The organism is Novosphingobium sp. BL-S-20 (genome assembly GCF_055521635.1).
Genome location: NZ_CM145493.1, coordinates 1144409 through 1166840, shown reverse-complemented (window position 1 = coordinate 1166840; position 22432 = coordinate 1144409). Strand labels below are relative to the sequence as shown.

Sequence of the window (22432 nt, the reverse complement as noted above, 5' to 3'; positions counted from 1 at the left end):
TCCGGAATTTCATGGTGGTGTTACGGGCACAAGGATTATTCTATAGGATTTTATTTATATTCTATAAGCCGAGTTTCGGTGAGAGACGCATCTTGACGAAACTTTCGCCACCAATACTGCACCTGCCCCTGACAATGCGGCAATTTTCCGAGCGTAATGAAGCTGGCAACCAACGGTCCGCTACGCAGGCACACACGGGTCCAGAGAGCCGGCCAGAGCAGCCACATCGGCGGCAGTGCCCAGAACACATTGCTGATCACGGTTCGCCGGAACCGTTTATTGCCCTCGCCGCGCAGCGCGAAGCCCTCGGCAATGGCATAACCGCTACGGCGGTTGCGTTGCCACCACTGCGAGAACCGGGTCATCGCCGCGTCGTGGACCGTCATTTCGGCTTCGATGCGGCGGATCGTCCATCCTTGCCGCCGGATGCGGTGGCACAAGTCCGGCTCTTCGCCTGCGATCAGATCCTCGCGAAATCCGCCCACTGCGCGAAAGGCAACGGCTCGAAACAGGGCATCACCCCCGCAGGTTTCCCGAAGACCGATCGGTGTGTTCCATTCATGGTCGCAAAGCCGGTTGTAGGGACTGGCGTCGGGATCGCGCTCGCGTCGGCGGCCGCAGACGGCGGCCAGACTTCCATCCGAACGGATCGCGGCCAGCGCCCGGTCGAGCCAGCCCGGAACGAGTTCGCAGTCGCCGTCGATGAAGTGCACGAGCTCGAGCATGGGATCATGACCAACCAGCCATGCGAGACCGGCATTGCGAGCGCGGGCAGCAGTGAAGGGAACGGCGGGATCGAGTTCCACCACCGGAAGCCCCTTGCTTCGTGCAAGGGCCACACTGCCGTCGCCCGATCCGGAATCGACATAGACCGCCAATGCCGTCTGCTTCAGCACACTGTCGATGGATAGGGCGAGCCTTTGCCCCTCGTTGCGGCCGATGATGACGAAACCGATCGCGGTCATGGTTCGCGTTCCGTACGCAGCCAGTTCCGCTCTCGCCGGGTGACGAACTGGGCGAGCAGCGGCAACTTCCAGAGCATATAACCCGGAACACGCAGAAGGTCGGCAAAAGGCAAGATCGTCCGGCCATGACGTCGCCACTCGGCAAGCAGTGCCAGGACAAGGCTCGCCCCGGCTGCCAGCAGGCACTGCAAGGCCGGACCGAAACCCGCCAGACCCGCGACGAGCATGATCGCCGCCCCAAGGATCGCGCCAAGCAGCACCGTAGGCGGCAGGAGCAGATCGAGCGCAATAACCGCCAACCCCGGCCGTCTCTGCCGCAAGGCAGCGCCAATCAGCCTCGGAACGAAGCGGGCGGCCGTTTGCAACATGCCGTGCTCCCAGCGTCGGCGTTGGCCCGCAGTCCCTTCCCGCGAACTGGCATTACTGAGAAACCGCGCCTCCCGCTCGAAAATCACGCGCCGCCCTGCCAACAGGAGCTCCAACCCCATGTCGAGATCCTCGACCAGCGATCCTGTCCGCCAGCGCATCTGGCCGAAAGCGGCGCGCGGGAAGGCCATGCCCGACCCTTGCAGAAGAGCAGCACCGGCAAGCCGGTAGAGCGCGGTCTGCCGCACGAGGTTCTTGACCAGAAAGGCGAAGCACGAGACGCGCACCACCGCGTCCGCGGCGGGCGGCGGTACCATCAGGTAGGTCCCCTGCACTACGGCGTCCTCACCAGCCGCACTCGCTGCGAGCCGGAACAAGGCCCCGTCCTCGGCGATGCAATCGGCATCCACTACGATGACCACGCTCGCGGCATGGCCGGATCGCTGAAGGGCAAGAAAGTGCCGCGCGAATTCCAGGGCATGGCCTTTCCCTCGCCGTGCCGTCTCCCTCCGTTCGATCACGGTGGCGCCAAGATCACGGGCGATCGCCGCGGTAGCGTCGGTGCAGTTGTCGGCGATGACGACGAGTTCGTCCTCGATCCGCAACTGGGCGAGAATGGCGCAGACCGCCGAAGCGATGCCGCGCGCCTCGTCATGCGCCGGCATGAGGACGATGAATGGGGGAACGATATTCGCCGCCCTCTCCCGCCGGACCGGCAGCAAGCCCGCGAAACACTCGATCGTAAGTCCGCAGGCGGGAAGCGCCGCCCCCAGCGTCACCGCCCAGATGATAGGTCCCGGCATCAGAGGGGATCGACCGGCGGAAGGTCCAGCGGCTCCCGCCTCCGGCGCTGAAGGATCGGCGGAAGCCAGTCGGATTTCAGGTTATGGAGCCGCACCCGCCAGTCCGCCTTGTCGCCGCTGCCGGGGCGGGCACGGAAATCGGTGGTCCGCTCGATCGCGGGCAGAGCTGCCGCGGCGGCCGTGTAATAGTAGGTAGCGATAGAGCGCCGCGAGCGGCCTTGGGGACAGCCAAGCGGTTCGGGATGGCCGTGGTAGGTATCCCGATCGGTACTGAAGATCACGGCACGGCCGAATTCCGGCTGAATGCGGAGATGGGCGCGCGTCATGCTCCGGTCCCAGAGTTCCAGCGCTCCGCCGTAGTCGGGCGACCAGTCCTCGTTGAGATAGATAAGCAGGTTGAGCCTGCGCTCGACCTTCATCCGGCCATGATACGGGAAATCGGCATGTATCCCGAGATGCCCCCCCCGACGCGTTTCGTGCAGTCCCGCCCCGGCATGGTAGGGGTCCGCGATCAGGCCGCGTATGCCGGTCAGGGCGGAAAGAAAGCTCAGGAAGGCACGCGAATTGAGTTCTGCGAAAAGCATGCGGGTGGTCGGCCCGGCGCACTCGTCCGGCCGGAACTGGAATTTGAGGCGCTCCTGATCGCGATCGAAATAGTCCTTTCCCCGGCTATCCGGGAACTCGCTCAGCACTTTGCGCAGGACGTCCGCATCCAGGAAATCGTCGATCGCGATGTGGGGGAAAGGCTGATTTGCACGATACTGCGCGGCGTGCTCGGTCCCGGCGACCTTGCAGGCGGCATGGTCGAAGCACCGATAGCCGCCGATATCGGTCAGATCGAGAAACGCCATTGCACCCCTTCCCAAGCCTGCCCCGCGCTTCAGGATATCCGCCGCGACCGAGGCGGGGCAGCCGTGAAACTCCCTTGGAAGTTCTCATGATCGACACTCCCGAACCCGCTCCGTAGATTTTTCGGGCCATTTGCTGCGGGAGGAATTCGCGTGCATATCGGGCTTTGTTCGCCCCATTGGCCGCCTTCGCGGGGCGCCAACGGTATCGTCAGCTACGTTTCCGCAGTCCGCGATCATTTCATCGCGCGCGGGCACGAAGTCTCGGTGATATCGCAGGAGCGGCTCTACACCAGCGATGGGGGAAGCCAGTCGCTCGCGCCGGGCCGGACTGCGAAAGTCGCCGCGAGGATGCGGACGCTGATTGCCCGCGTCCAGGGCCGCTCCAGCGGCGCCTTGCCGGAGGTCGGCCGGAACGTCGCGCGCCAGATCGCCGCCGCGCATCGCATCCGCGCCTTCGATATCGTCGAGATGGAAGAGAGCTTCGGCTGGTCCGACTATGCGGCCCGCGCGATTCCCGCCCCGGTAATCACCCGGCTTCACGGGCCACAGACTCTGAAGCCTCCGCACAGCCTGGACGAACAGGCCTTGCAGGACGAACGCGCCCGGTGCAACGCCGAGGCCCGCGCCGTCCGCAACGCGGTCATGGTGACGGCCCCCACGCATGCCGTCATGTCCGAGACCTGCCGGAGTTATGGCCGCGACCCGACCGGCCGTTCTGCCGTGATCGCCAACCCGATCCGGCTGCGCGAGGACACACCGCGCTGGAACCTCGATGAAGCGGAACCCGGCCACATCCTGATGGTCGGCCGGTTCGACTATCTGAAAGGCGCCGACACCATGTTGCTGGCTTTCGAGAAACTGCTCGCAATGCACCCGAACGCGCGGCTGACTCTGGTGGGGCCCGACGAAGGGCTGGAAATGCGACCGGGCGGACGCATGGGCTTTGATCGGTTCGCAGAGACCCGCCTCTCGCCCGAAGCCCGCTCCCGCATCGCCTATCGCGGCCTGCTGAAACCGATCGAGATCGCGCCGTTACGCCGGAAGGCCATGGCCACCGTGGTCAGTTCGCGCTGGGAAAATTTCCCTTACATCCTGCTGGAGGCCATGGCCGCGGGAAGCCCGCTCGTCTCGACGGACTGGCCGGGCGCAGAGGAAATCGTGATCGATGGCCTCAGCGGTTTGCTCTCTCCGGTCGCCGAGCCTGACCGCCTGGCCCTCGCGCTCGACCGGCTGCTGGGCAACGGACAGCAGGCAGCAGCCATGGGCCACGCCGCCCGGCTACGCTGCGCATCCGAATTCTCGCTTGAAGTTGTCGGCGACAAGCTCCTCGCTTGCTACCACAAGACGGCAGGAACGCCCGGCCGATGAGCGAGCAGGCAGCAATCCCGCCCTGGCCGTCCGTCCTCTGGAGGCGCGGCATCCGGGGCCGCCTGCTGTCCTTTGCCGCCCGCGATACCAATGTCGTCATCGTCTCGGTAATCCTGAACAACCTGCTGCGCGCGGTCTCCGGGATGATCCTGACACGCCTGCTGGTTCCCGAAGTCTTCGGCATTTCCGGCGTCATCGCCTCCGTGCAGTTCACTGTCGCGCTGGCGACCGACCTCGGCTTCCAGGCCTTCGTCGTTCGCCAGGAGAACGGCGACGAAAGGCGCTTTCTCGATACCGTCTGGACCGTCTCGCTGATCCGCTCGCTCCTGCTTGCCGCGGTGCTCGTGATCTCGGCGCTGCCGCTCGCCCATGTCCTCGCCAAGCCGGAACTGGCCCCACTCATCGCCGCATCGGGGGCGACGTTCGTGGTCGAGGGCCTGGCATCGACCAGCCTGCTCACCGCCTTGCGCCGCCGCCTGATCCTTCGTCTCTCCGCCCTCGAAATCGCAGCCTTGGTCGTGCAGATCGCCGTCAGCGCCATTCTCGCCTGGGCCTGGCGCGATTATTGGGCGATCCTGGGCGGAATTCTGGCAGGCGGCGTTCTAAAAGCCATGCTCAGCTACACGGCGTTCGAGGAGTCCCGTCGCGGGTTCCGGCTCGATCCCGAGACCTTGCGCGCGCTCTGGCGTTTCTCGCGATACGTTACCGGATCCAGCCTCATCTTCCTGCTGATCTCCCAATGCGACAAGTTCGTGCTGGCCAAAATGATGCCGCTCGACCAGTTCGGATTTTACATCCTCGCAGGCAATCTCGCATCCGCCCCGCTGGGTTTTGCCGGAAACTACGCGAGCCGGGTGCTCTATCCGACTTACGCGCAGCTCTGGCGCGACCACGCCGAAGACCTGCGCGCCCGTTTCTACGCCAAGCGGCGTCTCCCCTCCCTGCTTTACGGCTTTGCCACCGGAGGGATCATCGGCAGCGCACCGCTGATCGTCGGCATTCTCTACGACCCGCGCTATGGCGAAGCCTCGGGCTATCTCCGAATCCTGTGCCTGTCCTCGCTGCTCGCCCTGCCGTCCAATGCCGCGAACGAGGCGCTGACCGCCACGGGCCGGGTGCGCGCGACGCTGGAGGCCAGTGCGGTCAAGCTGCTCTGGCTGACCCTGGCTGGAACGGCTGGCTTTCTGTTCTGGGGGCCGTGGGGACTGGTGCTTGCCGTAGGCATGATGGAGGCCCCGGCGCTTGGCCTGAAATGGCTGCGCCTGCATCGGGCAGGATTGCTCGATATCCGCGAGGAACTGCTGTTTCTGGTCGCCGGTCTGGCCGGGGGAGGCTGCGGCTTCCTGGTCGCCGAAAGCGTCATGCCGGGACTGAGATAGCAAGCTCGATTCCAGGCCGCCGTGCCTGTGGCTGCTCGGCCAGGATCGTGGCGGCTAGGCCGAACAGGCCGAATGTCAGGAACGCCGGTCTTCCTCCGAACGACGTGAAGAACAGCATCTCTGCAAGCATGACGAGACAGCCGAAGACGAACGCTGCGGGTGCCTGTCCCGGCCTGTGGCGCAAGGCGCGCCGTCGCCGCCAGAGCGCCGTGAGCGGATCGACGAAATTGCCGATGAACACGGTCAGGCCCGCCGCCCCGCCGATCAGGGCGATCCACAGGTAGGTGTTCACGAAGTCGATGATCCCCTCACCCTGGCGCAGTTCGGCCATCAGCAGGTTGAGGCGCGGCATCGAATGGCCGGTCAGGGGGCTGAGCCGGAACACTTCCTTGCCCTTCTCGAACAAGTCGCGGCGATAAGTCGTGGTATCGCTGGCATTGCCTTTCGACAAACCCAGCGATTCCGCGAAATCGGGCGAGATTCTGGCCGCGACCAGCAGCGTGCCCAGCAACAGCCCGATCATGCCTGCGTTGACCAGCAAGGCCCGCCAGCGCCCGCGATAGGCCGCCATAGCCACCACCGCCAGCGCCAGTCCGATCCACGCCCCGCGCGATTGCGGCGCGGAAACGCCGAGGAAGACCAGCGCAAGCAAACCCCTGTGCCTGAGCCGCGAACGGAAATCCTCGCGCAGCAGACTGAGCGCGGCAAAGCACATGGCCAGCACCAGCGCAATCGAAGTCGGCTCGACGAACGGCCCCCCGGCGCGCAGCATTCCCCCTCGCGCCTTGACCAGCAGTTCCACCGGCACGTTATAGAGGCCGTAGAGATCGTTGTAGATCGGCCAGCTTCGCGAAGCTTCGAACAGCAGTATCGTGCTCAGGGCGACGCCTCCGCAGGCGAACCAGCGCAAGGCAGCGCGCTGCCCGGAGGTATCCGCGATCCCCCGACTCAGGATGTAGTAAGGCAGGCCGAGGTCGAGCACGAGATTCACCGAGGTACGCAGGAAATTTGTGGCGCTCGTTTCCCGCGACAGGCTGATGCCGAGCATCAGCAGCAGGGCGAGGACCCAGCCGTCGCTCGCCTTGCGGCGCGTCGGGCCAGGCGGACGCAGCCAGATCGCGGCAGCAGCGCCTACCGCCAGTCCGTCCTGCACGCCGAAATCGAACAACTTCAGCGAACCCAGCGAAACCGCAAGGTCAAGCCCCGGCAACAGCAGCAGGCTGAACAGATAGACCGGCGCGATCCGCTCTCTGCGCCCGGCGAAGACCGGCACCCAGAAGCACATGACCAGATGCAGCAGGTGCACCCCGGTCAGTCCCACAGCAGGTAGCAACCATGCCAGTATCGGCATCGCCACTACGCAGAGCAGGCTTCGTAGCGCCATGTCTTCACGGTAGACGCGGCGCAGGCAAAGCAGGAACAACATGACCCCGACACCGCTGACGATGGCCACATAAAGCGCGACGTGAAGTTGGCGATAGGTCAGCAGCAGCAGCGCCAGGGCAGTCGCCGTGCCGAGAACCGCCTGCGCGGCGTGACGGCTCATTGCATCTCGCTCTGGAAACGGCGCAAGGCGGTCAGTTTGGGCGTCTGGGAGGCGGGCTGGCCTGCATATTCCTGTAGCCCCCAGGCGCCGTAGTCGGCGATCGGCGCGGTGGTGGCGTAAAGCACGAGGGTATCCCCGAACCGGCGGCGCCAGCCTTCGAGGTAGCGCGCATAGACCTCTCCCATGCGCGGATCGCGCTGTACCGCACGGGCGAGATCGAGGTTCGGGGTGACGAGGTGCTGCCCTCCTTCGTAGGCGATATAACGAAGCCCACGCGTCTGCGCGACCGCGAGATTTTCCTCGGCCATGGCAAATGTCCGCGACAGGGAATCCGGCATTTCCGCGAAGACCCTGTCGGCATCCCGGCTGCCATAGCCGTCGAGGTCGAGCCAGAGGTAGGGCGCGGTCGCAAGCGCATCGACCCAGCCTGCGCTGTCCTCATGCCCCAGCACGATGCGGGCCAGTTCGGGATTGGCATGCTGACTGGCGCAGACGCGGATAAGCGCCGACGGCCGGTCCGCATAGACCCGTGTCCAGATCCGCATTGCAGCGACCATCTTGTCGGCATAGCGCTCCATCCGCGCGCGAGTGGGATCACCGCCGCCGAGGCCCAGCACCAATCCTTCCCGCTCCGCCTGGGCAGCGGCATCGAAGATGTCGTTCCACACTTCGTTGCCGAGTTCGACATAGACCCTGCGATCGGGATCGAGGCGCCGGTGCACCAGCCGGGCGAAGCCTTCGATAAAGGCCGGGTCCGCATTGTAGGGCATCAGGAACCAGGGATCGGCATGCACGATGTTCGCAAGGTCTACCATATCCTCGACGGAAACCCCGGCGACGCCAACCTGAGAAGCGCTGTCGGGACGGGCACGATCGCTCCACCGAACGCGCATGTTGTCGTTGGTTCGCTGCCAGTCGAGGAAGCGGATCACCTTGAAGCCGGAAAGGAATGCCAGGAACTCCGGGTCGAATCGCGCCTCGCGCGGGGTGCCGGCCTTGCGGCAATCGAGATCGCGCAAGGGATCGGCCGGATCGGTGGCGAGCAGTTCGATCCAGGCCCCCTCCTCTTCGGTTCCCGTCGGCGTGAGTTCGAGGTCGATTTCCTGTGCCGCCCGGCTCGTGACCCGAGCGACACCGCCGGCTTCCAGTTCTCCGCGCCCCCGAAACGTGCAGCGCACGCCAATCGGGCGAAAGGGCGCTGCCGGAAGGACCAAGGGGCGCGGCGCGGTCTGTCCGGGGGCCAGTCGCAAAATCCAGCCCTGCGGATCGAGCTGCGACGCTGGCATCGCGGTCCAGCCATTGCCGTTTGCGGAGAACCATTCGCTCTGCGCGACCATGTTCGCGAAGACTTGCTGGCGATTGAAAGTCTGAAGCCCGAAAAGGTTGACCCCGACGATTGTCGCCGGAACGGTCCTGGGCGATTTCGGTACGGCGGGAGGCGGGCGCAAAGTTCCAAGCGTCGCGGTCGCAACCGCCAGCAGGACGAGCGCCGCAGCAAGGATTTTCAGCGCGGCAACCCTCTCACGCTGCGGACCGCCATGCGATGCCAGATCTGGTGGATTCGAAATATCTGCGGGCCTTCGACCAGATAGCGCCGCCAGAGCCGCTGAGGGTCCGATGCCAGTCGGTAAAGCCATTCCAGCGACATCCGCTGCACCATGCGCGGCGCACGCTCCTGGTCGCCGGTGAGGAATTCAAGCCCAGCCCCGACGCACAGGCCGGTCCCGATCGCCCCGCGCGTCTTGGCGAAGCGCCGCGCCACGATCTCCTGCTGCGGCGATCCCACCGCCAGAAAGATGTAACGCGCCTGCGCCTCGGCCAGGAAGCGCACGGAGCGAGCGATCTCGCGCGGGCTGCGAATGAAGCCCATCGGCGGGTTATAGTGCCGCACGTCGCGAAGGCCGAAGCGGGCGGTGATCCGGCTCACCATCTCCGCGCTGCCGCCGAGTATCGCGATCCGGTCATCGGCGGCGATGTGCCGCTCGAAGAGGGCAGCGGTGAGGTCGCTGCCGGTCACGACCGGCAAGTCGCGTCCCACCGCGCGCGCCATCCTGGCGAGGATGCGGCTGTCGCAGAGCGTCATCCAGGCCCCGCGATAGGCCGGCCAAAGGTCCGAACGCCGCCTTTGCAGACGCACGACATGATCGACATTGGGCGTGACTACATAGGCGAAAGGCGCCGATGGCGAACGGGACCGGATCCCATCGAGTGCGCGCGCCATGTCGACAGCATCGAAGGCAAGGTCGAGAAACTCGACGCGATCCGATTTTCCAGGCGCCCGTTGCGTAAGGCCGACCGGGCCGAAAACCCCGGTCAGATCCCGCAAATCGGCCGCTTCGAAAGCACCCGGTGTCTCGTGGATCTTTTCCAGATACATGACATTTCTCCCGCAGCGACTATGCCGCAGAGGCGTGCCCCGATCTCTTGTGGCTACTGCGCTCCGCTATCCGCTTGCCGCAATTGCGGACCTGTCTTTCACCAGGCGGCATTTCCGGTCTGGCGAATTCTCCGACCCGTGAAGACAGCCCTCGGATCCGACGATTTCAGGTGTTCCAAGCTACCGATAGCCTTGACCTTGAACCGCACGAGAACAGCCGTCGGTCAGGGAGGTATCGTGTTCCGTGCCCGCGCTTCGTTTTCGCGTTCCGAGATCGCCCTCGTCGCACTCCTGTCTCTCGCGCCGGTCTGCGCGGCGGCCCAGGAGGCGAGCGAGACGGTTGCAGCCGTTGCAGTCACGGCGGCTGGAGCGGCCCCGCCCCTTACCGCTTCCCCCTCCATTGCCGCATCTCGCTACACCGTGAATGCCGGGGACGAACTCGATGTCTTCGTCTGGGGCGAGGAGCGGATGCAGCGACAGGTACTGGTGCAGCCGGACGGAACTTTTGCCTTCCCGCTCGCCGGAACCATCAAGGCCAGCGGGCGCAATGTCTCTGACATCGCGGCGGAAGTCCGCCAGCGCATCTCGCTCAATTATCGCACCGCCCCGCCGGATGTCACCGTATCGGTGCGCGAGGCGACCGGGATGCGGTTCTACGTCCTCGGCAAAGTCCGCACGCCCGGCAGCTTCACCAGCGGCACCGCGCCGAACGTGCTCCAGGCGCTGAGCATGGCCGGAGGAACCGCCGACTTCGCCGACCTCGGCCATGCCGTGATCCTGCGCCAGACACCGCAGGGCCAGACCGTCGAGCCGGTCCAGCTCAAGCGCCTGCTCAAGGGCGGTCGCAGTCTCGATCCGGGCAATCTCGCCAAGCCGCTGCCGACCCTCGCCAGCGGCGACGTTCTCGTCATTCCGTGACGCGGCGCGCGCATGGTCCGGCCTTTCATTTCAGCCTCATCCTTGCCGTCCTGCTGCCGGAACCGCTGGCCGCACAGAGCCAGCCCCATATCGAGGTGGACATGAGCCTTTTCGGTGCCAGCAACCCTTTCCTACGTCCTGGCGACGAGGCGCTGACCTGGGGCGGCCAGATCACCGGAAAGGCGGGGGTGATATGGCCGCTCGACTATCGGACCAATCTGGAGACGGATGGCACCCTGTCTTATCGGCAATATGCGCAGGAATATGGCGAGTTCCTGACCGGCGCAATGGAACTGGCACTGGACCACCGCCGGAACGAATATCTCTCGCTCCGGACCGAAGCCTCCTTCGAACGCATCCTGCCAATCGAGGCCCTGGCATCGAGCCTCGACGGCGCCGTCGATCCGATCAGCCTTCAGGACCGTTATGAGATCTCGCAGGCGCTGACTTATCATACGAGCACGCTCACCACGTTCAACGGCCGCATCGGCTGGAACCGGATCACGCCGCGCCGATCACTGCTCCTGGCTCCAACGCGCGCCGTCTTCTTCCATTTCGGCGCCGACACCAGGATCGCTGCAGCAACGACCCTGGGCATAGCCGGACAATTCGTCACCAGCCGTTCGCGCATGGGCGGCGATCCGCGAACCTGGGCGCTCGCAGCCCGTGCTACACGCCGTTTTCCGAAAGCCTGGAACCTGACGGTCGAGGCCGGTGTGACTCGCATCTCCCGTTTCGAACCCGCGGGCAGGCGCGAGGCGGGGCCGGTGCAGTTCTCGGGCAATGCCAGCATCTGCCACGAGCCGGGGCGCATCCGCTTCTGCGCTTCGGGTGCAGTCGCCTCCATCGTCAGCAGTTTCGGCGGCATCCAGCGGGAAGTCTCTGCCTCCACCAGCCTCGACTGGCGAACGAGCGAGCGCGGCACCATCCTGTCGCGGGGCGAGTATCGCCGTTCTGCGCAGGGCATGGGGCAAGGTATGGGGGAAGGCAGCGCCCGGCCCGATCTGGAAGTGCTGAGCCTGGACGCACGCTACGAGCACCGCCTGGATGGCCGCTTCACTGTCTACGGCGGCGCGGAATACCAGCAAAGGACCGGCCTCGCTCCCGATCGGCTGAATGCGGTGACGGTCCGCGCCGGGCTGATCTACCGGATACCCCGCCGATGAACCTGCCGCACACCCCCGCCGCAAGCCGCATCGATCCCGACAGCATCGGCATCTATCCGACCGAAATTCTGGCGATGTTCCGCCGCCGCTGGCGCTGGATGATCGCCCCGATCGTGCTCGGTCTTCTCGCTTCCGGGATCGCCATCGCGCTACGCAAGCCGGTCTACCAATCCGCCGCGACGCTGCTGATCGATTCCCCGCAGATCCCGACCAGCCTGATCGCCTCGCCGCTCACCGATATCGCCGACGAGCGCATTGCCAAGATTCGCCAGCAGATCGTCAGCCGCGACAGTCTGGCCGGGCTGATCCGTGGCAACCAGCTCTACCCCGAGCAGCGTGAGGCCATGGATTTTCCCGGCATTCTCGACATGATGCGCCGGGACATCGGCGTCGATCTCGTCGGGGCGGACCAGGCGCGCGGCGGCGGCAGCACAATCGCCTTCACCCTCTCGTTTAAGTATCCCGATCCGCTCAAGGCCCGCAGCGTCACCGAACAACTCACCCGCATGTTCCTCGTGGAGGACAAGCGCTTCCGTACCGAGCAGGCGACCGGCACCGCCGCCTTCCTCGAAAGCCGCTCGGAGGAGCTGCGCCGCCAGTTGCGCGATCTGGAGGACAAGCGGCGCGAAGTGGAAGCGCATTATGCCGGTGCCCTGCCCAGCAGCGTCGCCCTCAGCGCCCAGTCCAGTTCCGCCCTGCGCGCCGAGATCTCGCGCACCGATGCCGAGACGCAGGGGATCGTCCAGCAGAATGGCCTGCTCGCTGCTCGCCAGCAGGAACTGCAACAGGCCCCGCCAAGCGGCGCCGACGGACTGCGCCGCGCCGAGGACCGTCTGGCACAACTTCTGGCCGTTCATTCGGAGACGTTCCCGGATGTGATCGCCGCGCGGGCCGAAGTGGAGCGCCAGAAAGCGGCGCTTTCCGACCTCCCTCCCGCAGGATCGAGCGTGATCGGGACCGAGATCGCCGCAGGCCGCCAGCGGATCGACGTGCTGGCAAGCCGCCGTTCGGAACTGATCCGCACGATGGCAGACCTCGATCAGCGTGCCGCTCAGGCGCCCCAGGCCGCCTACGAACTCAATATGATCGAGCGGGAGTACGACAACATCAAGCGCCAGTACGATTCCCTGCGCGAGAAGCAGCTTGAGGCGCAAGTCGCCGCGAACCTCCAATCGGAGGACAAGGGCGAGCGCTTCACCGTCGTCGACCAGCCCAGCCTGCCGCTTCAGCCGCTCGGCCTTAAACCGGCCATGCTGCTCGCGCTGGGCCTAGCGGGCGGCGCGGGCTTCGGCCTCTGCATGATCCTGGCCTTCGAACTGCTGAGCGGCACGATCCACGGCGTAGATACCCTGGCCCGGACGATGCAGGTGCCTTCCTTCGGCGTGGTACCGCTCCTGGCCGAGGAGACGCGGGTCTCGCGTTTGACGCAGGCGCTCGTCGTTCGATTGGAAAGCTATGTTCCCGGCCTGCGCGGCGGAACGCGATCATGAACGCGGAACCCGGAATTCCGCCGCTGCGACGCCGCAGCAACGAGGCAGGCCCTGCGGCTTTCACGCTCGATCCGGAACATCTCGCGGCAAACCGCATCTTCGGCTTCGGACAGATGAGCGAGCAGCTCTATCCCTTCTTCATGATCCGCTCCGCCCTGCTCGCCCATGTCGAGGCGAGCGGGGACCGTGTCCTGGCGATCACCTCGGTGGAGGCGGGCAACGGCAAGACCCATGTCGCGGCGAACCTCGCCGCCGTGCTCAGCCGGGTGCGACCGACCGTCCTCGTCGAACTGGACTTGCGCCGCCCGAGTCTCGGCATCCGGCTTGGCCTTGTGAACGACATGGGCATCGCGAACGGCACAGGCATGATGAAGGACAGGGCAGGCATCGACGACTACCTCACAGGAGAAGCTGCCTGGCTCGATACCGCCATGGTCATCGACGGTTTCGACCTCACCATCCACCGTGCCCGGCGCCCTCATCCCTGTGCCGAGCAATTGCTGGCCTCCCCGCGTCTGAGCCATGCCCTGCGCCACATCGCTGCCGAGGACGAGGCCACCATCTGCCTGATCGATACGCCGCCTGCGCTGATCGGCGACGATCTCCTCCATATCGCGCGTGCCGCCGACGGGGTTCTGCTGGTCGCGCAAGAAGGGCGCAGCCGCAAGAATGGCGTTCTCGAAGTGTCGAACGCGCTCGGGGCAACGCCGATCGTCGGTACGATCCTCAACATGGCGCTTTCCTCTCCGGCACGGCTCGGTAGCTACGGCTATTATCGCAATCCGACAGGTGAGGCACGATGATCGGCTCCAGGGATAGCCAATGGCTCCGCGACCTGCCTGCGCGAACGACGCTCAAGCTGTTCAACCAGCCTCATGTCCGGGGCTGGTTGGGGCGTCGTTACGAGCAGGCAGTGCTGCGCCACCGCGCCGCGCTGCCCCGTCTCGGCCCGACCGATGCGCCAGTATTCACCGACCTCCAAGCGCGCGGCATCCATGTGACGACCCTCGATGCGCTTGGCATCCCAGGCAGCGATGAAATCCTTTCACGCGCCGCCATGCTGGCCGAGGAATTCGCTCATTCCGCCCGCCGCCTTGCCGGTGAAGGACGCTCCTTCATTATCGTCCCGCCCGATCGTATCGTGCGCAGCGCCATGATTTACCGCTGGGGTCTTCAGGACCGGTTGCTCGATATCGCCGAAGCCTATCTCGGCCTACCGGCCGCCTATGACGGCGTGGCGGTGAACTACACCGTCGCGGACGGGCGAGCGATCTCCACTCGCAAATGGCACCGCGACTGGGAGGACCGCCGAATGCTGAAAGTTGCGGTCTACCTTCACGATGTGGACGAGGCGGGCGGCCCATTTCAGCAGATTTCGCGGCCCGACACGCTCCAGGACGATACCCGAGGCTTCACTTATGCCCTGTCTGACGACGCCGAACTCGAACATCGTCTCGGACCCGGCTACCAACAGGATATCGTAAGCTGCGAAGGACCGCGCGGGACCGTGGTGTTCTGCGATACGGCCCGCTACTTCCATCGCGGCAAACCCGCGATCTCGCGCGACCGGGCCGCGCTGTTCTACAGCTATTTCGCCAATCCGCCGCGCCATCCGTTTCTCTGCGAGCGGACCGGACTGTCCCGGAGCGATATCGAATGGATGGTCCGCCGCCTGCCTGCACGGCAGCGCCGTGCAGCACTCTGGCGGCGGCACCTGCCAGGGTTGCTGATGCTGATCCCGCCCGCCAGCCTGTGATCTACCGCTAGAGGAAAGGCGCCAGCAGCGCCGCGAGCCTGGCTGCATTGCGCTCCGGATCGTGGCGTTCCAGCACGCGCAGGCGCCCCTGTTCGCCCTTGGCAGCCAGCTCCTGTACACTGGCGTCCAGCACGGCATCGAGCGCGGCGGCAAGAGCCTCCACGGAGCCGCAAGGCACGAGCCAGCCCGCACTTCTGTCCACCAGTTCGGGGATGCCGGCGATGGCTGTCGCGATGACCGGGCGGCGACAGGCCATGGCCTCCATGATGACGACCGGCAGCCCTTCCGCAAAACTCGGCACGACCAGCGCGCGGGCCTGCTGCAGGGCCGCGCGGATCGCTTCCGGCGTGGCCCAGCCTCGCAGCCTTATCACGTCGCCCAAATTCGCCTGCGCTATCTGCCGTTCGATCGCCAAGCGATCCTCTCCGTCGCCGATGACGTCGAGAGTAATCGCGCGGCGCGCCGCTACCTTGGCCACGGCTTCGATCAGGAGGGGAAGCCCTTTCTGCGCACTCAGCCGGGCAACGCAAAGTAAGCGCGGCGCATCGGGGACCTTCGCTGCACGCACATCCGCCTCCAGAAACACAGGCGAGGCGGCACAGGGCACGACCTCGATGCGGCTCCAGTCGGGCAGCGCCGCCCAGCGCATCAACTGGCCTCGCCCGAAACGCGAGATGCCGACCACGAAGGCCGCCTCGGCAATCTTGCCCGGCAAGTCGAGTCCCCGCGGATCATCGAACTCGTCCGGCCCATGCACGGTGAAGCTGTAGGTGACCGGCGCCAGCCTGCTCGCGAGCCGGGCTACGGTCGCGGGATTGGTGCCGAAATGAACATGGACATGCCGGATGCCGTCCCGCCGCAGCCGCCGCGCCAGCAAGGCCGCTTCGGCAAAGTAGGCGCCGGCCCTCATCATGCGCCTGCCGCTCAAACGCCAGGCCAGGCTCAGAGCACCCAGCGTCCGCCCCGGCCGGATAACGGCGGAGACCAGCACCGCCCCCGCCAGGCCGAAGCGATCCTCCAGCAAGGCTGCGGTTCGCCCGGCTTCCTTTCGATCGTCAGGGTCCTCGAAGCGCTCCCGCGCGCGGCGCACGGTGAAGCGGCTGACCGCATAGCCCCGGCGCTCCAGCGCGGCGATCTCGGTGCGGATGAAGCTATGGCTGATCTTGGGATAAACGTTGGTGAGATAGGCGACCTTTGGCGCCGTTCCTTCCCGATCCCTGTCCATCCTCGCATCATGCCTCAAGAGCGGCGCGCCAGGCATTGCGACTTTTCCCTATGGGATTTGACCTGTGATCCATGGGGTCCCGATCCCCCGGATGCGCTCCGGCGCGGCGGCGTGCGAACGTGATGCCAGTTTGCGGGAGACATGCCTTGCCGAGATCGCCACGCCTCCTGTCCCGGAGTACGGAAGGAAGGCGCTTCTCCGGACCCATGCGGCCATGAGCTTCGATCTCACCCGGTCGCGGGTAGCGATACCGGCCGGTTCGCCTCAGCGCCGTGCCTTTTCATGGCGGCCTGCCGCCACGATGACGGCTGGATTGCGGCAGCTTTCGATGCCGGATCTTGCCGCGGCCGCCACCGAGCAATGGCAGATCGCGCCGCCCGACATGCTGGAAGTCCGCCCCGCGAAAATCCTGCCCGGACAAGTCGAACGCATCGCCGGAGCCGAGTTCGCATCGATCGGCGAAGTGGTGCGGCATTTCAGGGGCGGCTTCGGTTCCCGGCAATCGGCGACCATCGGCTACCGCCTCAAGGACGTGCTCCTTCATGACGGCGTGCTCCATGCCGCCGGGGCCGCGCGGCATTTGCACCGGCGCTCGCGCTATCTGCCGTTCGCGCTCGCCCCGCGCGAGGAGGCGGACATGGCGCTCTACGAATCCTGGCTCGGTAATCGCTGGTTCGGCAACTGGCTGAGCGACGATTGCCTAGCTTATCGCCTCGCCGAAATCTCGGGCATTCCTTTCACCACGCGGCGACCCGATGGACATATACCGCAGTACGAACGCGCGCTCGACATGCTCCCGGCGCGGGGCACCTCAGCCCTGTTCCGCGAACTCGTGGTCTTCGACGATGGCAGCCACAACGCACACAAACGCCAGCGCGCGGAAGCGATGCGGCGCAGGCTCGTGCGTACGGCCTTGCCGCCCCATCCCGGCACTTTCCTGCTGCGCGGAAACAGCGGCGATGCCCGTGTACTGGCAGGCGAGCGCCGCATCGCCGAGCACCTCGCAGTCCGGCGCGGCTTCAAGATACTCGATCCCAGCCACGCCGACCTCGCCGAGATCGTCAGCACCTGCAGCAACGCCCGTGTCGTCGCCGGAGTCGAAGGCAGCCACCTCGTGCACGGACTGGTGGCGATGCCGCCCAGCGCCTGCGCCTTCGTCATTCAGCCGCCGCTCCGCGCGGTATCGGCACTCAAGCTGCTCACCGACCGACAGGGACAGGACTACGCGCTGGTCGTCGGAGAAGGAAACAACGATGCTTTCACAGCAGACATCGGCGAAATCGAGCGCACGCTCGATCTCCTCTGAAGCTACATCGATGGGGTTTCGCCCGAACGCATGGTCGACCCTCCGGGACGATTACCGTCGCCATGGCCGCACGGTGCTGAGCGGAGCCTTCCTCTCGCTCCGCCTCTATCGCTACGGGCGGTGGGGACGCGGCCTGCGCCATCCGCTGGCCCGTGCTCTGGTCTCGCGGAGCTACGGCTTCGCCAACGTCTTCCTGGCCAACCTGACCAAGATCTGGATTCCGCCCGCCGCCACGCTCGGCCGAGACTTCCACATCGTCAACAACGAAGGATCGCTCTCGATCCATCCCGATGCCGTGATCGGAGATCGGCTCGGGGTGATGCACAATGTCACCATCGGTTCCAACATGCGCGAAGGCGCTCCTGTGATCGGGGACGATGTCTTCATCGGCGTGAACTCGACCGTGCTCGGCGCGATCCGGGTGGGAGACCGGGTGCGGATCGCCGCCAATACCGCCGTCACCACCGATGTCCCCTCGGACTCGATCGTCGTCGGCTCCCCGGCCCGGATCTATCCGCGACTGGGACCGCTGCGATGAGCGCCAAAACCCTTCACGAGCTTTTTGCCGCCAACCTGCCCGAGCGTGCCGGAAAGGTCTTCCTCATCGATCCCACCCGCGAGGTGACTTATGCCGAGGTCAATGCGCGGGCGGACGCCGTCGCGGCCCATCTCGCCGCGCGCGGTATCCGTCCGGGCGACCGGGTGCTCGTGCAGCTGCGCAAGGGCATTGCCGAAGTGGAAGCCCTGCTCGGCGTCACGCGAGCCGGCGGGGTTCTGGTCGATATCAGCACGGCCTGGACCGCCGAACAGGTCCGCTTCGTCGCCGAGGATTGCGAGGCTTCGCTGCTGGTGGTCGAGCCAGCCATGGCCCGCACGCTTGCCACCACCGGCCTCGATCCCGCGCGCATCCTGAGCATACTCGCAGACTTTCCCGACCAGGCCTTCGAGGCACCTCCACGATATTCCGACGATCTTGCCGCGATCGTCTACACTTCCGGATCTACCGGCAAGCCCAAGGGCGTGATGCTCAGCCACGCCAATCTGCTGCAAGGCGCACGCTCGGTGGCGGAATACCTCCATCTGACCGAAGCCGACCGGCTTCTGAGCGTCCTGCCCTACAGCTTCGACTACGGCTTCAACCAGCTCACGACGATGATGCTGGTGGGCGGCAGCGTGGTGCACCAGCCCGTGCCGATGGCCAGCGAGATCGTCCGCTCGCTCGAACGCCACGCCGTGACCGGCCTTGCCGCCGTCCCGCCGCTGTGGATTCAGCTGGTGCGTTTGCTCGCCGCCGCGCCGACGCCGCTGCCGGCCTTGCGATACGTGACAAATTCAGGCGGAAAGATACCGCTCAACATACTCGAACGCATGCCAGATATATTATCTAACACACAGATTTTCCTTATGTATGGCCTCACGGAAGCGTTCCGCTCGACATATCTCGCACCGGAGCGTTTCGCAGCGAAAATGGGATCAATCGGCAGGGCCATTCCGGGTGCGGAAGTCTTCGTGGTCCGGCACGGAATGGGCATTGCCGGTCCCGGCGAACAGGGCGAACTCGTCCACCGCGGCCCCCTTGTCAGCCAGGGTTACTGGAATCGTCCGGAGGCGACGGCGGCGAAGATTCGCCCCTGCCCCGAACTCTCCGGCCTGATCGGTGACGAACCCGTCGTCTACAGCGGCGATATCGTGCGCATCGACGAGGACGGCGACATGTGGTTCGTCGGCCGCAACGATGCCCTCATCAAGACCAGCGGCTACCGCATCAGCCCGGACGAAGTGGAAGACCTCGTTCATCGCAGCGGCCTTGCCGCCGATGTCGTCGCCTTCGGGGTTCAGGACGAAATGCTGGGCCAGTCGGTGCACATCGCCGTGACCCTGCTCGGCGGGGCGACACGCGAGGCGCTCATCGCGCACTGCCGCGCGGTAATGCCTGCCTACATGGTCCCCCAGCGCATCCACGTCTGGCCGCAGGACATGCCCCGCACCGCCAGCGGCAAGCTCGCGCGGCCAGAAGTCATCCGCGCCTGCCAGCCTCCCGCGCCGCCCCTTCCCGCTCCTTGAGGACCCCTCGACCATGGCCCTGACCGAAGAGACCCTGATCCGCAGCATCACCGAGTTCGCCGCACTCGACGGCGGATTGGATGCGGAAACGCCGCTGTTTTCAAGCGGTGCGCTGGACTCCGTGGCGATGCTCAATCTCATCATGTTCGTCGAACGCGAGACCGGCAGCGAAATCCGCGCCGAGGACGTGACGCTGGAACACTTCGACACCGCCACGAGAATACTCGATTTCGCGCGGAAGCTTGCAGCATGACGCCAGCGGAGGAAGACGATCTACTGGAAAAGGCTGCCGAGCGGTTCGGCACGCCCTGCTTCGTCTACTTCACCCAGCGGATCGAGGAACGCCTCGCTCTGCTGCGGGAAAACTTCGGCGAGAGGCTGGAACTGAGCTATGCCGTCAAGGCCAACCCCAATCCGACTGTCCTCGCATCGCTTTCCGGCGCGATAGAGCAACTCGACATTTCCTCGGTCGGGGAACTACGTCTGGCGCAGGAGGCTGGATGGAACCCCGCTTTCCTGAGCTTCACCGGCCCCGCCAAGCGCGAGACCGAAATCCGCGAGGCAATCCGGGTCGGCGTCGGCCATCTCGTGGTGGAGTCGCTGCGCGAGGCCCGTCTTGCCGACCGGATCGCCCGGCAGGCGGCACGGGTTCAGCCGGTTCTGCTACGGATTTCCCCAGACAGCCTGCCCAAGGGCTTCGGAGACCAGATGGCCGGACGGCCAACTCCCTTCGGCATAGATATCGAAGATGCTGACGAAGCCATTGCCGAAATCCAGTCGCTACCCGGCCTTCATCTTGCCGGTTTCCATATCTATGCCGGCACCCAGTGCCTGAAAGCAGAGGCGATCGCGGAGACCTACCGCCATCTTCTCGCGATCTTCGGGAAACTCTGTTCGGTCCATGGCGTGGTGCCGGACATGCTGGTCATGGGTTCGGGCCTCGGCGTGCCCTATCACGATGGCGACACCGCGCTCGACCTGCCCACCATTGCCACTTCCTTGCGCCGGGAGCTGGCGGTTCTGCGGAAAAATCCCCGCTTCGCCCGCACCCGGATAGTGCTGGAACTTGGGCGCTATCTCGTCTCCGAGGCAGGCTATCTCGTCACACGGGTGATTTCGACCAAGGCCTCGCGCGGCAGGCGCATTGCGATCTGCGATAGCGGAATGAACAATCACCTTCCCGCCTCGGGCCATTTCGGCATGGTCGTCCGGCGCAACTATCGCATGCACCGGATCGGCGGGGCACAGAACGGCACTTTGGAACCTATCGACGTCGTCGGTCCGCTCTGCACCTCGATCGATCGGCTGGCGAGCGGGATCGAACTGCCCCGGATCGATGAGGGAGATCTGCTCGCCGTGCACAACAGCGGCGCCTACGGCCTCACCGCAAGCCCGGTTCATTTCATCAGCCATCCCCTGCCCGAGGAAATCGTCGTCATCGCCGGTACCCTGCTGCGCGCCAGTCGCGCGCTGGGACGCACATTGTCTCCGGATGACCCGGCCCGCGTGATCGACGCCGCGCATCCCGCCGCAGCAAACCAAAACGTATGAGCACGCTGCCGCTTCGATGATACGCTACGGCGCCCTGTTGCTCCTCTCGGCTTTCACTCTGGCGCCTGCCGAGCGGGTTCCCGGCGATGGCGTGCCTGCACAAGGGAGCCGCTCGGCGCGACCTGCGGCCGATCTGCCAGAACCTTCCGGTCCGGTCGCCGAACGCGCGCAAAGCCATGGCGCCTCGACAGCCCTCGCTACCGCCGCGCTGGTGCCCGCCCGTCCCTTCATTCTCGCAGCCTCGGCCGAGAACCGCTTGCGAGCGATCGATTGCCTCGCGGCTGCGGCATATTACGAGGCCGGCCGCGACGCGCGCGATCAGCAAGCAGTCGCACAGGTCGTGCTCAACCGGGTACGTCATGCCGCTTTCCCGGCGACGGTCTGCGGCGTCGTCTTTGCCGGGGCTGAACGCAGGACCGGCTGCCAGTTTACATTTACCTGCGACGGTTCGCTGGAACGTCGCCATCCTTCGTCACGCGATTGGCAGGATGCGCGCGAAACCGCTGTAAAAATGCTACTTGGCCGTGTCGAACCCGCCGTAGGCCAGGCAACGCACTACCATACCGATTGGGTCAGCCCGCCATGGGACCGGACGATGAACAAGCTGGCGGTCGTCGGCCCTCACCTCTTCTTCCATTGGCGTGGGATTGCCGGTTCGCAAGCCGCTTTCGTGCAGCGCCATGCCGGAGCGGAGCCGCAGATCATACAGCTTGCCGGTCTCTCCGCAGCCCATGGGATCGACGCGCGCAGCTTGCAGGCCCCATCGACAAAGCCGGCCCGACCGGGAGAAAAGCCTCCTGCCCCACCACAGGCCGGCGTGTTTCTTGTGGTGATCCCCGCCGATGCTCCCGCAACCTTCCAGCGGCTTGCCGAGGAACGCTGTGCCGGTCTGGCGGAATGCCGCTTCATCGGCTGGACCGATCCCGGCAGACGCGGGCGAGCGATGCCCATATCCGGAACGGCGGTGGATGCAATTTCCTTCACTTTCGTGCGCCGCCCCGGCGCACCGGACCATGCCCTCTGGAACTGTGCGGAATTTGCGCGTAATATCCGTGAGGAATGCCTCTTGCGCGGAATCTGAAATCCGCCCTTCGCGCATTTCTGAATGTTTTCCAAAATGTTTCCAAATACTTCTGTCTGGAAACATTTCGTAACAATTCCGCACAAACCAAGACATGCTGCATGGCCAAGTTCCCGTCCAGGAAAAAGGCACGCCGAAGGCATGACATCCCGCTTCCTGCCAGAGCCAACGGCACCGTCCTCTTGGGCCGCTCTTAGCGTGTGACCTTGGGCAGCCGCCG

Annotated in this window: 20 protein-coding genes; 13 read left to right on the top strand and 7 right to left on the bottom strand. The window is 65.3% G+C overall.

Features of this window, described 5'->3' with window-relative positions:
* Positions 1-50: 50 nt before the first annotated feature.
* Genes ACZ1II_RS04995 through ACZ1II_RS04985 form a run of 3 tightly spaced genes read right to left on the bottom strand, consistent with a single transcriptional unit; the run spans position 51 to position 2985 of the window.
* Positions 51-965, bottom strand: a complete 915-nt coding sequence (locus ACZ1II_RS04995) for a glycosyltransferase family 2 protein (protein WP_465143315.1) — start codon at positions 963-965, stop codon at positions 51-53.
* Positions 962-2134: a glycosyltransferase family 2 protein gene (locus ACZ1II_RS04990; protein ID WP_465143314.1), complete on the bottom strand. Its 1173-nt coding sequence runs from the start codon at positions 2132-2134 to the stop codon at positions 962-964. Before ACZ1II_RS04990 ends, ACZ1II_RS04995 begins: the two co-directional genes overlap by 4 nt.
* Positions 2134-2985 (bottom strand): 2OG-Fe(II) oxygenase, encoded by an 852-nt coding sequence (locus ACZ1II_RS04985; RefSeq protein ID WP_465143313.1) that lies wholly within the window; start codon positions 2983-2985, stop codon positions 2134-2136. The genes ACZ1II_RS04990 and ACZ1II_RS04985 overlap by 1 nt, the downstream gene beginning before the upstream one ends.
* Before the next feature lie 150 nt (positions 2986-3135).
* Here ACZ1II_RS04985 and ACZ1II_RS04980 point away from each other — a divergent pair, with 150 nt between their 5' ends.
* Both ACZ1II_RS04980 and ACZ1II_RS04975 read left to right on the top strand, forming a co-directional pair.
* Positions 3136-4353 carry a glycosyltransferase family 4 protein gene (locus ACZ1II_RS04980; RefSeq protein WP_465143312.1) on the top strand — a complete coding sequence of 406 codons (1218 nt, stop codon included), beginning with the start codon at positions 3136-3138 and terminating at the stop codon, positions 4351-4353.
* Positions 4350-5732 carry an oligosaccharide flippase family protein gene (locus ACZ1II_RS04975; RefSeq protein WP_465143311.1) on the top strand — a complete coding sequence of 461 codons (1383 nt, stop codon included), beginning with the start codon at positions 4350-4352 and terminating at the stop codon, positions 5730-5732. Before ACZ1II_RS04980 ends, ACZ1II_RS04975 begins: the two co-directional genes overlap by 4 nt.
* Here ACZ1II_RS04975 and ACZ1II_RS04970 read toward each other — a convergent pair.
* From ACZ1II_RS04970 to ACZ1II_RS04960, 3 genes are all read right to left on the bottom strand, one after another.
* The gene (locus ACZ1II_RS04970) at positions 5713-7278 is read right to left on the bottom strand and encodes an O-antigen ligase family protein (RefSeq protein ID WP_465143310.1); all 1566 of its coding nucleotides are present in this window, start codon (positions 7276-7278) and stop codon (positions 5713-5715) included. The genes ACZ1II_RS04975 and ACZ1II_RS04970 overlap by 20 nt on opposite strands.
* Positions 7275-8615: a hypothetical protein gene (locus ACZ1II_RS04965; RefSeq protein WP_465143309.1), complete on the bottom strand. Its 1341-nt coding sequence runs from the start codon at positions 8613-8615 to the stop codon at positions 7275-7277. The genes ACZ1II_RS04970 and ACZ1II_RS04965 overlap by 4 nt, the downstream gene beginning before the upstream one ends.
* 167 nt (positions 8616-8782) lie before the next feature.
* Positions 8783-9655, bottom strand: a complete 873-nt coding sequence (locus tag ACZ1II_RS04960; protein WP_465143308.1) for a WecB/TagA/CpsF family glycosyltransferase — start codon at positions 9653-9655, stop codon at positions 8783-8785.
* A gap of 237 nt (positions 9656-9892) precedes the next feature.
* Here ACZ1II_RS04960 and ACZ1II_RS04955 point away from each other — a divergent pair, with 237 nt between their 5' ends.
* From ACZ1II_RS04955 to ACZ1II_RS04935, 5 genes are read left to right on the top strand one after another with little or no spacing between them, the layout of a single operon-like run.
* Positions 9893-10573: a polysaccharide biosynthesis/export family protein gene (locus ACZ1II_RS04955; RefSeq protein WP_465143307.1), complete on the top strand. Its 681-nt coding sequence runs from the start codon at positions 9893-9895 to the stop codon at positions 10571-10573.
* Positions 10570-11739 (top strand): hypothetical protein, encoded by a 1170-nt coding sequence (locus ACZ1II_RS04950; protein WP_465143306.1) that lies wholly within the window; start codon positions 10570-10572, stop codon positions 11737-11739. Before ACZ1II_RS04955 ends, ACZ1II_RS04950 begins: the two co-directional genes overlap by 4 nt.
* Positions 11736-13229, top strand: coding sequence for a GumC family protein (locus tag ACZ1II_RS04945; RefSeq protein ID WP_465143305.1), 1494 nt, complete (start codon positions 11736-11738; stop codon positions 13227-13229). The genes ACZ1II_RS04950 and ACZ1II_RS04945 overlap by 4 nt, the downstream gene beginning before the upstream one ends.
* On the top strand, positions 13226-14032 hold the full coding sequence (locus ACZ1II_RS04940) for a CpsD/CapB family tyrosine-protein kinase (RefSeq protein ID WP_465143304.1): 807 nt from the start codon (positions 13226-13228) through the stop codon (positions 14030-14032). Before ACZ1II_RS04945 ends, ACZ1II_RS04940 begins: the two co-directional genes overlap by 4 nt.
* A complete protein-coding gene (locus tag ACZ1II_RS04935; RefSeq protein ID WP_465143303.1) occupies positions 14029-14985 on the top strand; it encodes a phytanoyl-CoA dioxygenase family protein in 957 nt (318 codons plus the stop codon). The genes ACZ1II_RS04940 and ACZ1II_RS04935 overlap by 4 nt, the downstream gene beginning before the upstream one ends.
* Before the next feature lie 7 nt (positions 14986-14992).
* On the opposite strand, the gene ACZ1II_RS04930 is transcribed toward ACZ1II_RS04935, so the two are convergent.
* Entirely contained in the window at positions 14993-16210 is a 1218-nt protein-coding gene (locus tag ACZ1II_RS04930; protein ID WP_465143302.1) for a glycosyltransferase, read from the bottom strand.
* Between the two features lie 214 nt (positions 16211-16424).
* Here ACZ1II_RS04930 and ACZ1II_RS04925 point away from each other — a divergent pair, with 214 nt between their 5' ends.
* The 6 genes from ACZ1II_RS04925 to ACZ1II_RS04900 are packed head-to-tail and all read left to right on the top strand — an operon-like array spanning position 16425 to position 22212.
* A complete protein-coding gene (locus ACZ1II_RS04925) occupies positions 16425-17516 on the top strand; it encodes a glycosyltransferase family 61 protein (RefSeq protein WP_465143301.1) in 1092 nt (363 codons plus the stop codon).
* 10 nt (positions 17517-17526) lie between these two features.
* On the top strand, positions 17527-18054 hold the full coding sequence (locus ACZ1II_RS04920) for a serine acetyltransferase (RefSeq protein ID WP_465143300.1): 528 nt from the start codon (positions 17527-17529) through the stop codon (positions 18052-18054).
* The gene (locus ACZ1II_RS04915; protein WP_465143299.1) at positions 18051-19580 is read left to right on the top strand and encodes an AMP-binding protein; all 1530 of its coding nucleotides are present in this window, start codon (positions 18051-18053) and stop codon (positions 19578-19580) included. Before ACZ1II_RS04920 ends, ACZ1II_RS04915 begins: the two co-directional genes overlap by 4 nt.
* Before the next feature lie 13 nt (positions 19581-19593).
* On the top strand, positions 19594-19833 hold the full coding sequence (locus ACZ1II_RS04910; RefSeq protein WP_465143298.1) for a phosphopantetheine-binding protein: 240 nt from the start codon (positions 19594-19596) through the stop codon (positions 19831-19833).
* A complete protein-coding gene (locus ACZ1II_RS04905) occupies positions 19830-21131 on the top strand; it encodes a type III PLP-dependent enzyme (protein ID WP_465143297.1) in 1302 nt (433 codons plus the stop codon). The genes ACZ1II_RS04910 and ACZ1II_RS04905 overlap by 4 nt, the downstream gene beginning before the upstream one ends.
* Before the next feature lie 16 nt (positions 21132-21147).
* Complete coding sequence (locus tag ACZ1II_RS04900; RefSeq protein ID WP_465143296.1) at positions 21148-22212, top strand: cell wall hydrolase; 1065 nt, start codon at positions 21148-21150, stop codon at positions 22210-22212.
* Positions 22213-22432 lie beyond the last annotated feature (220 nt).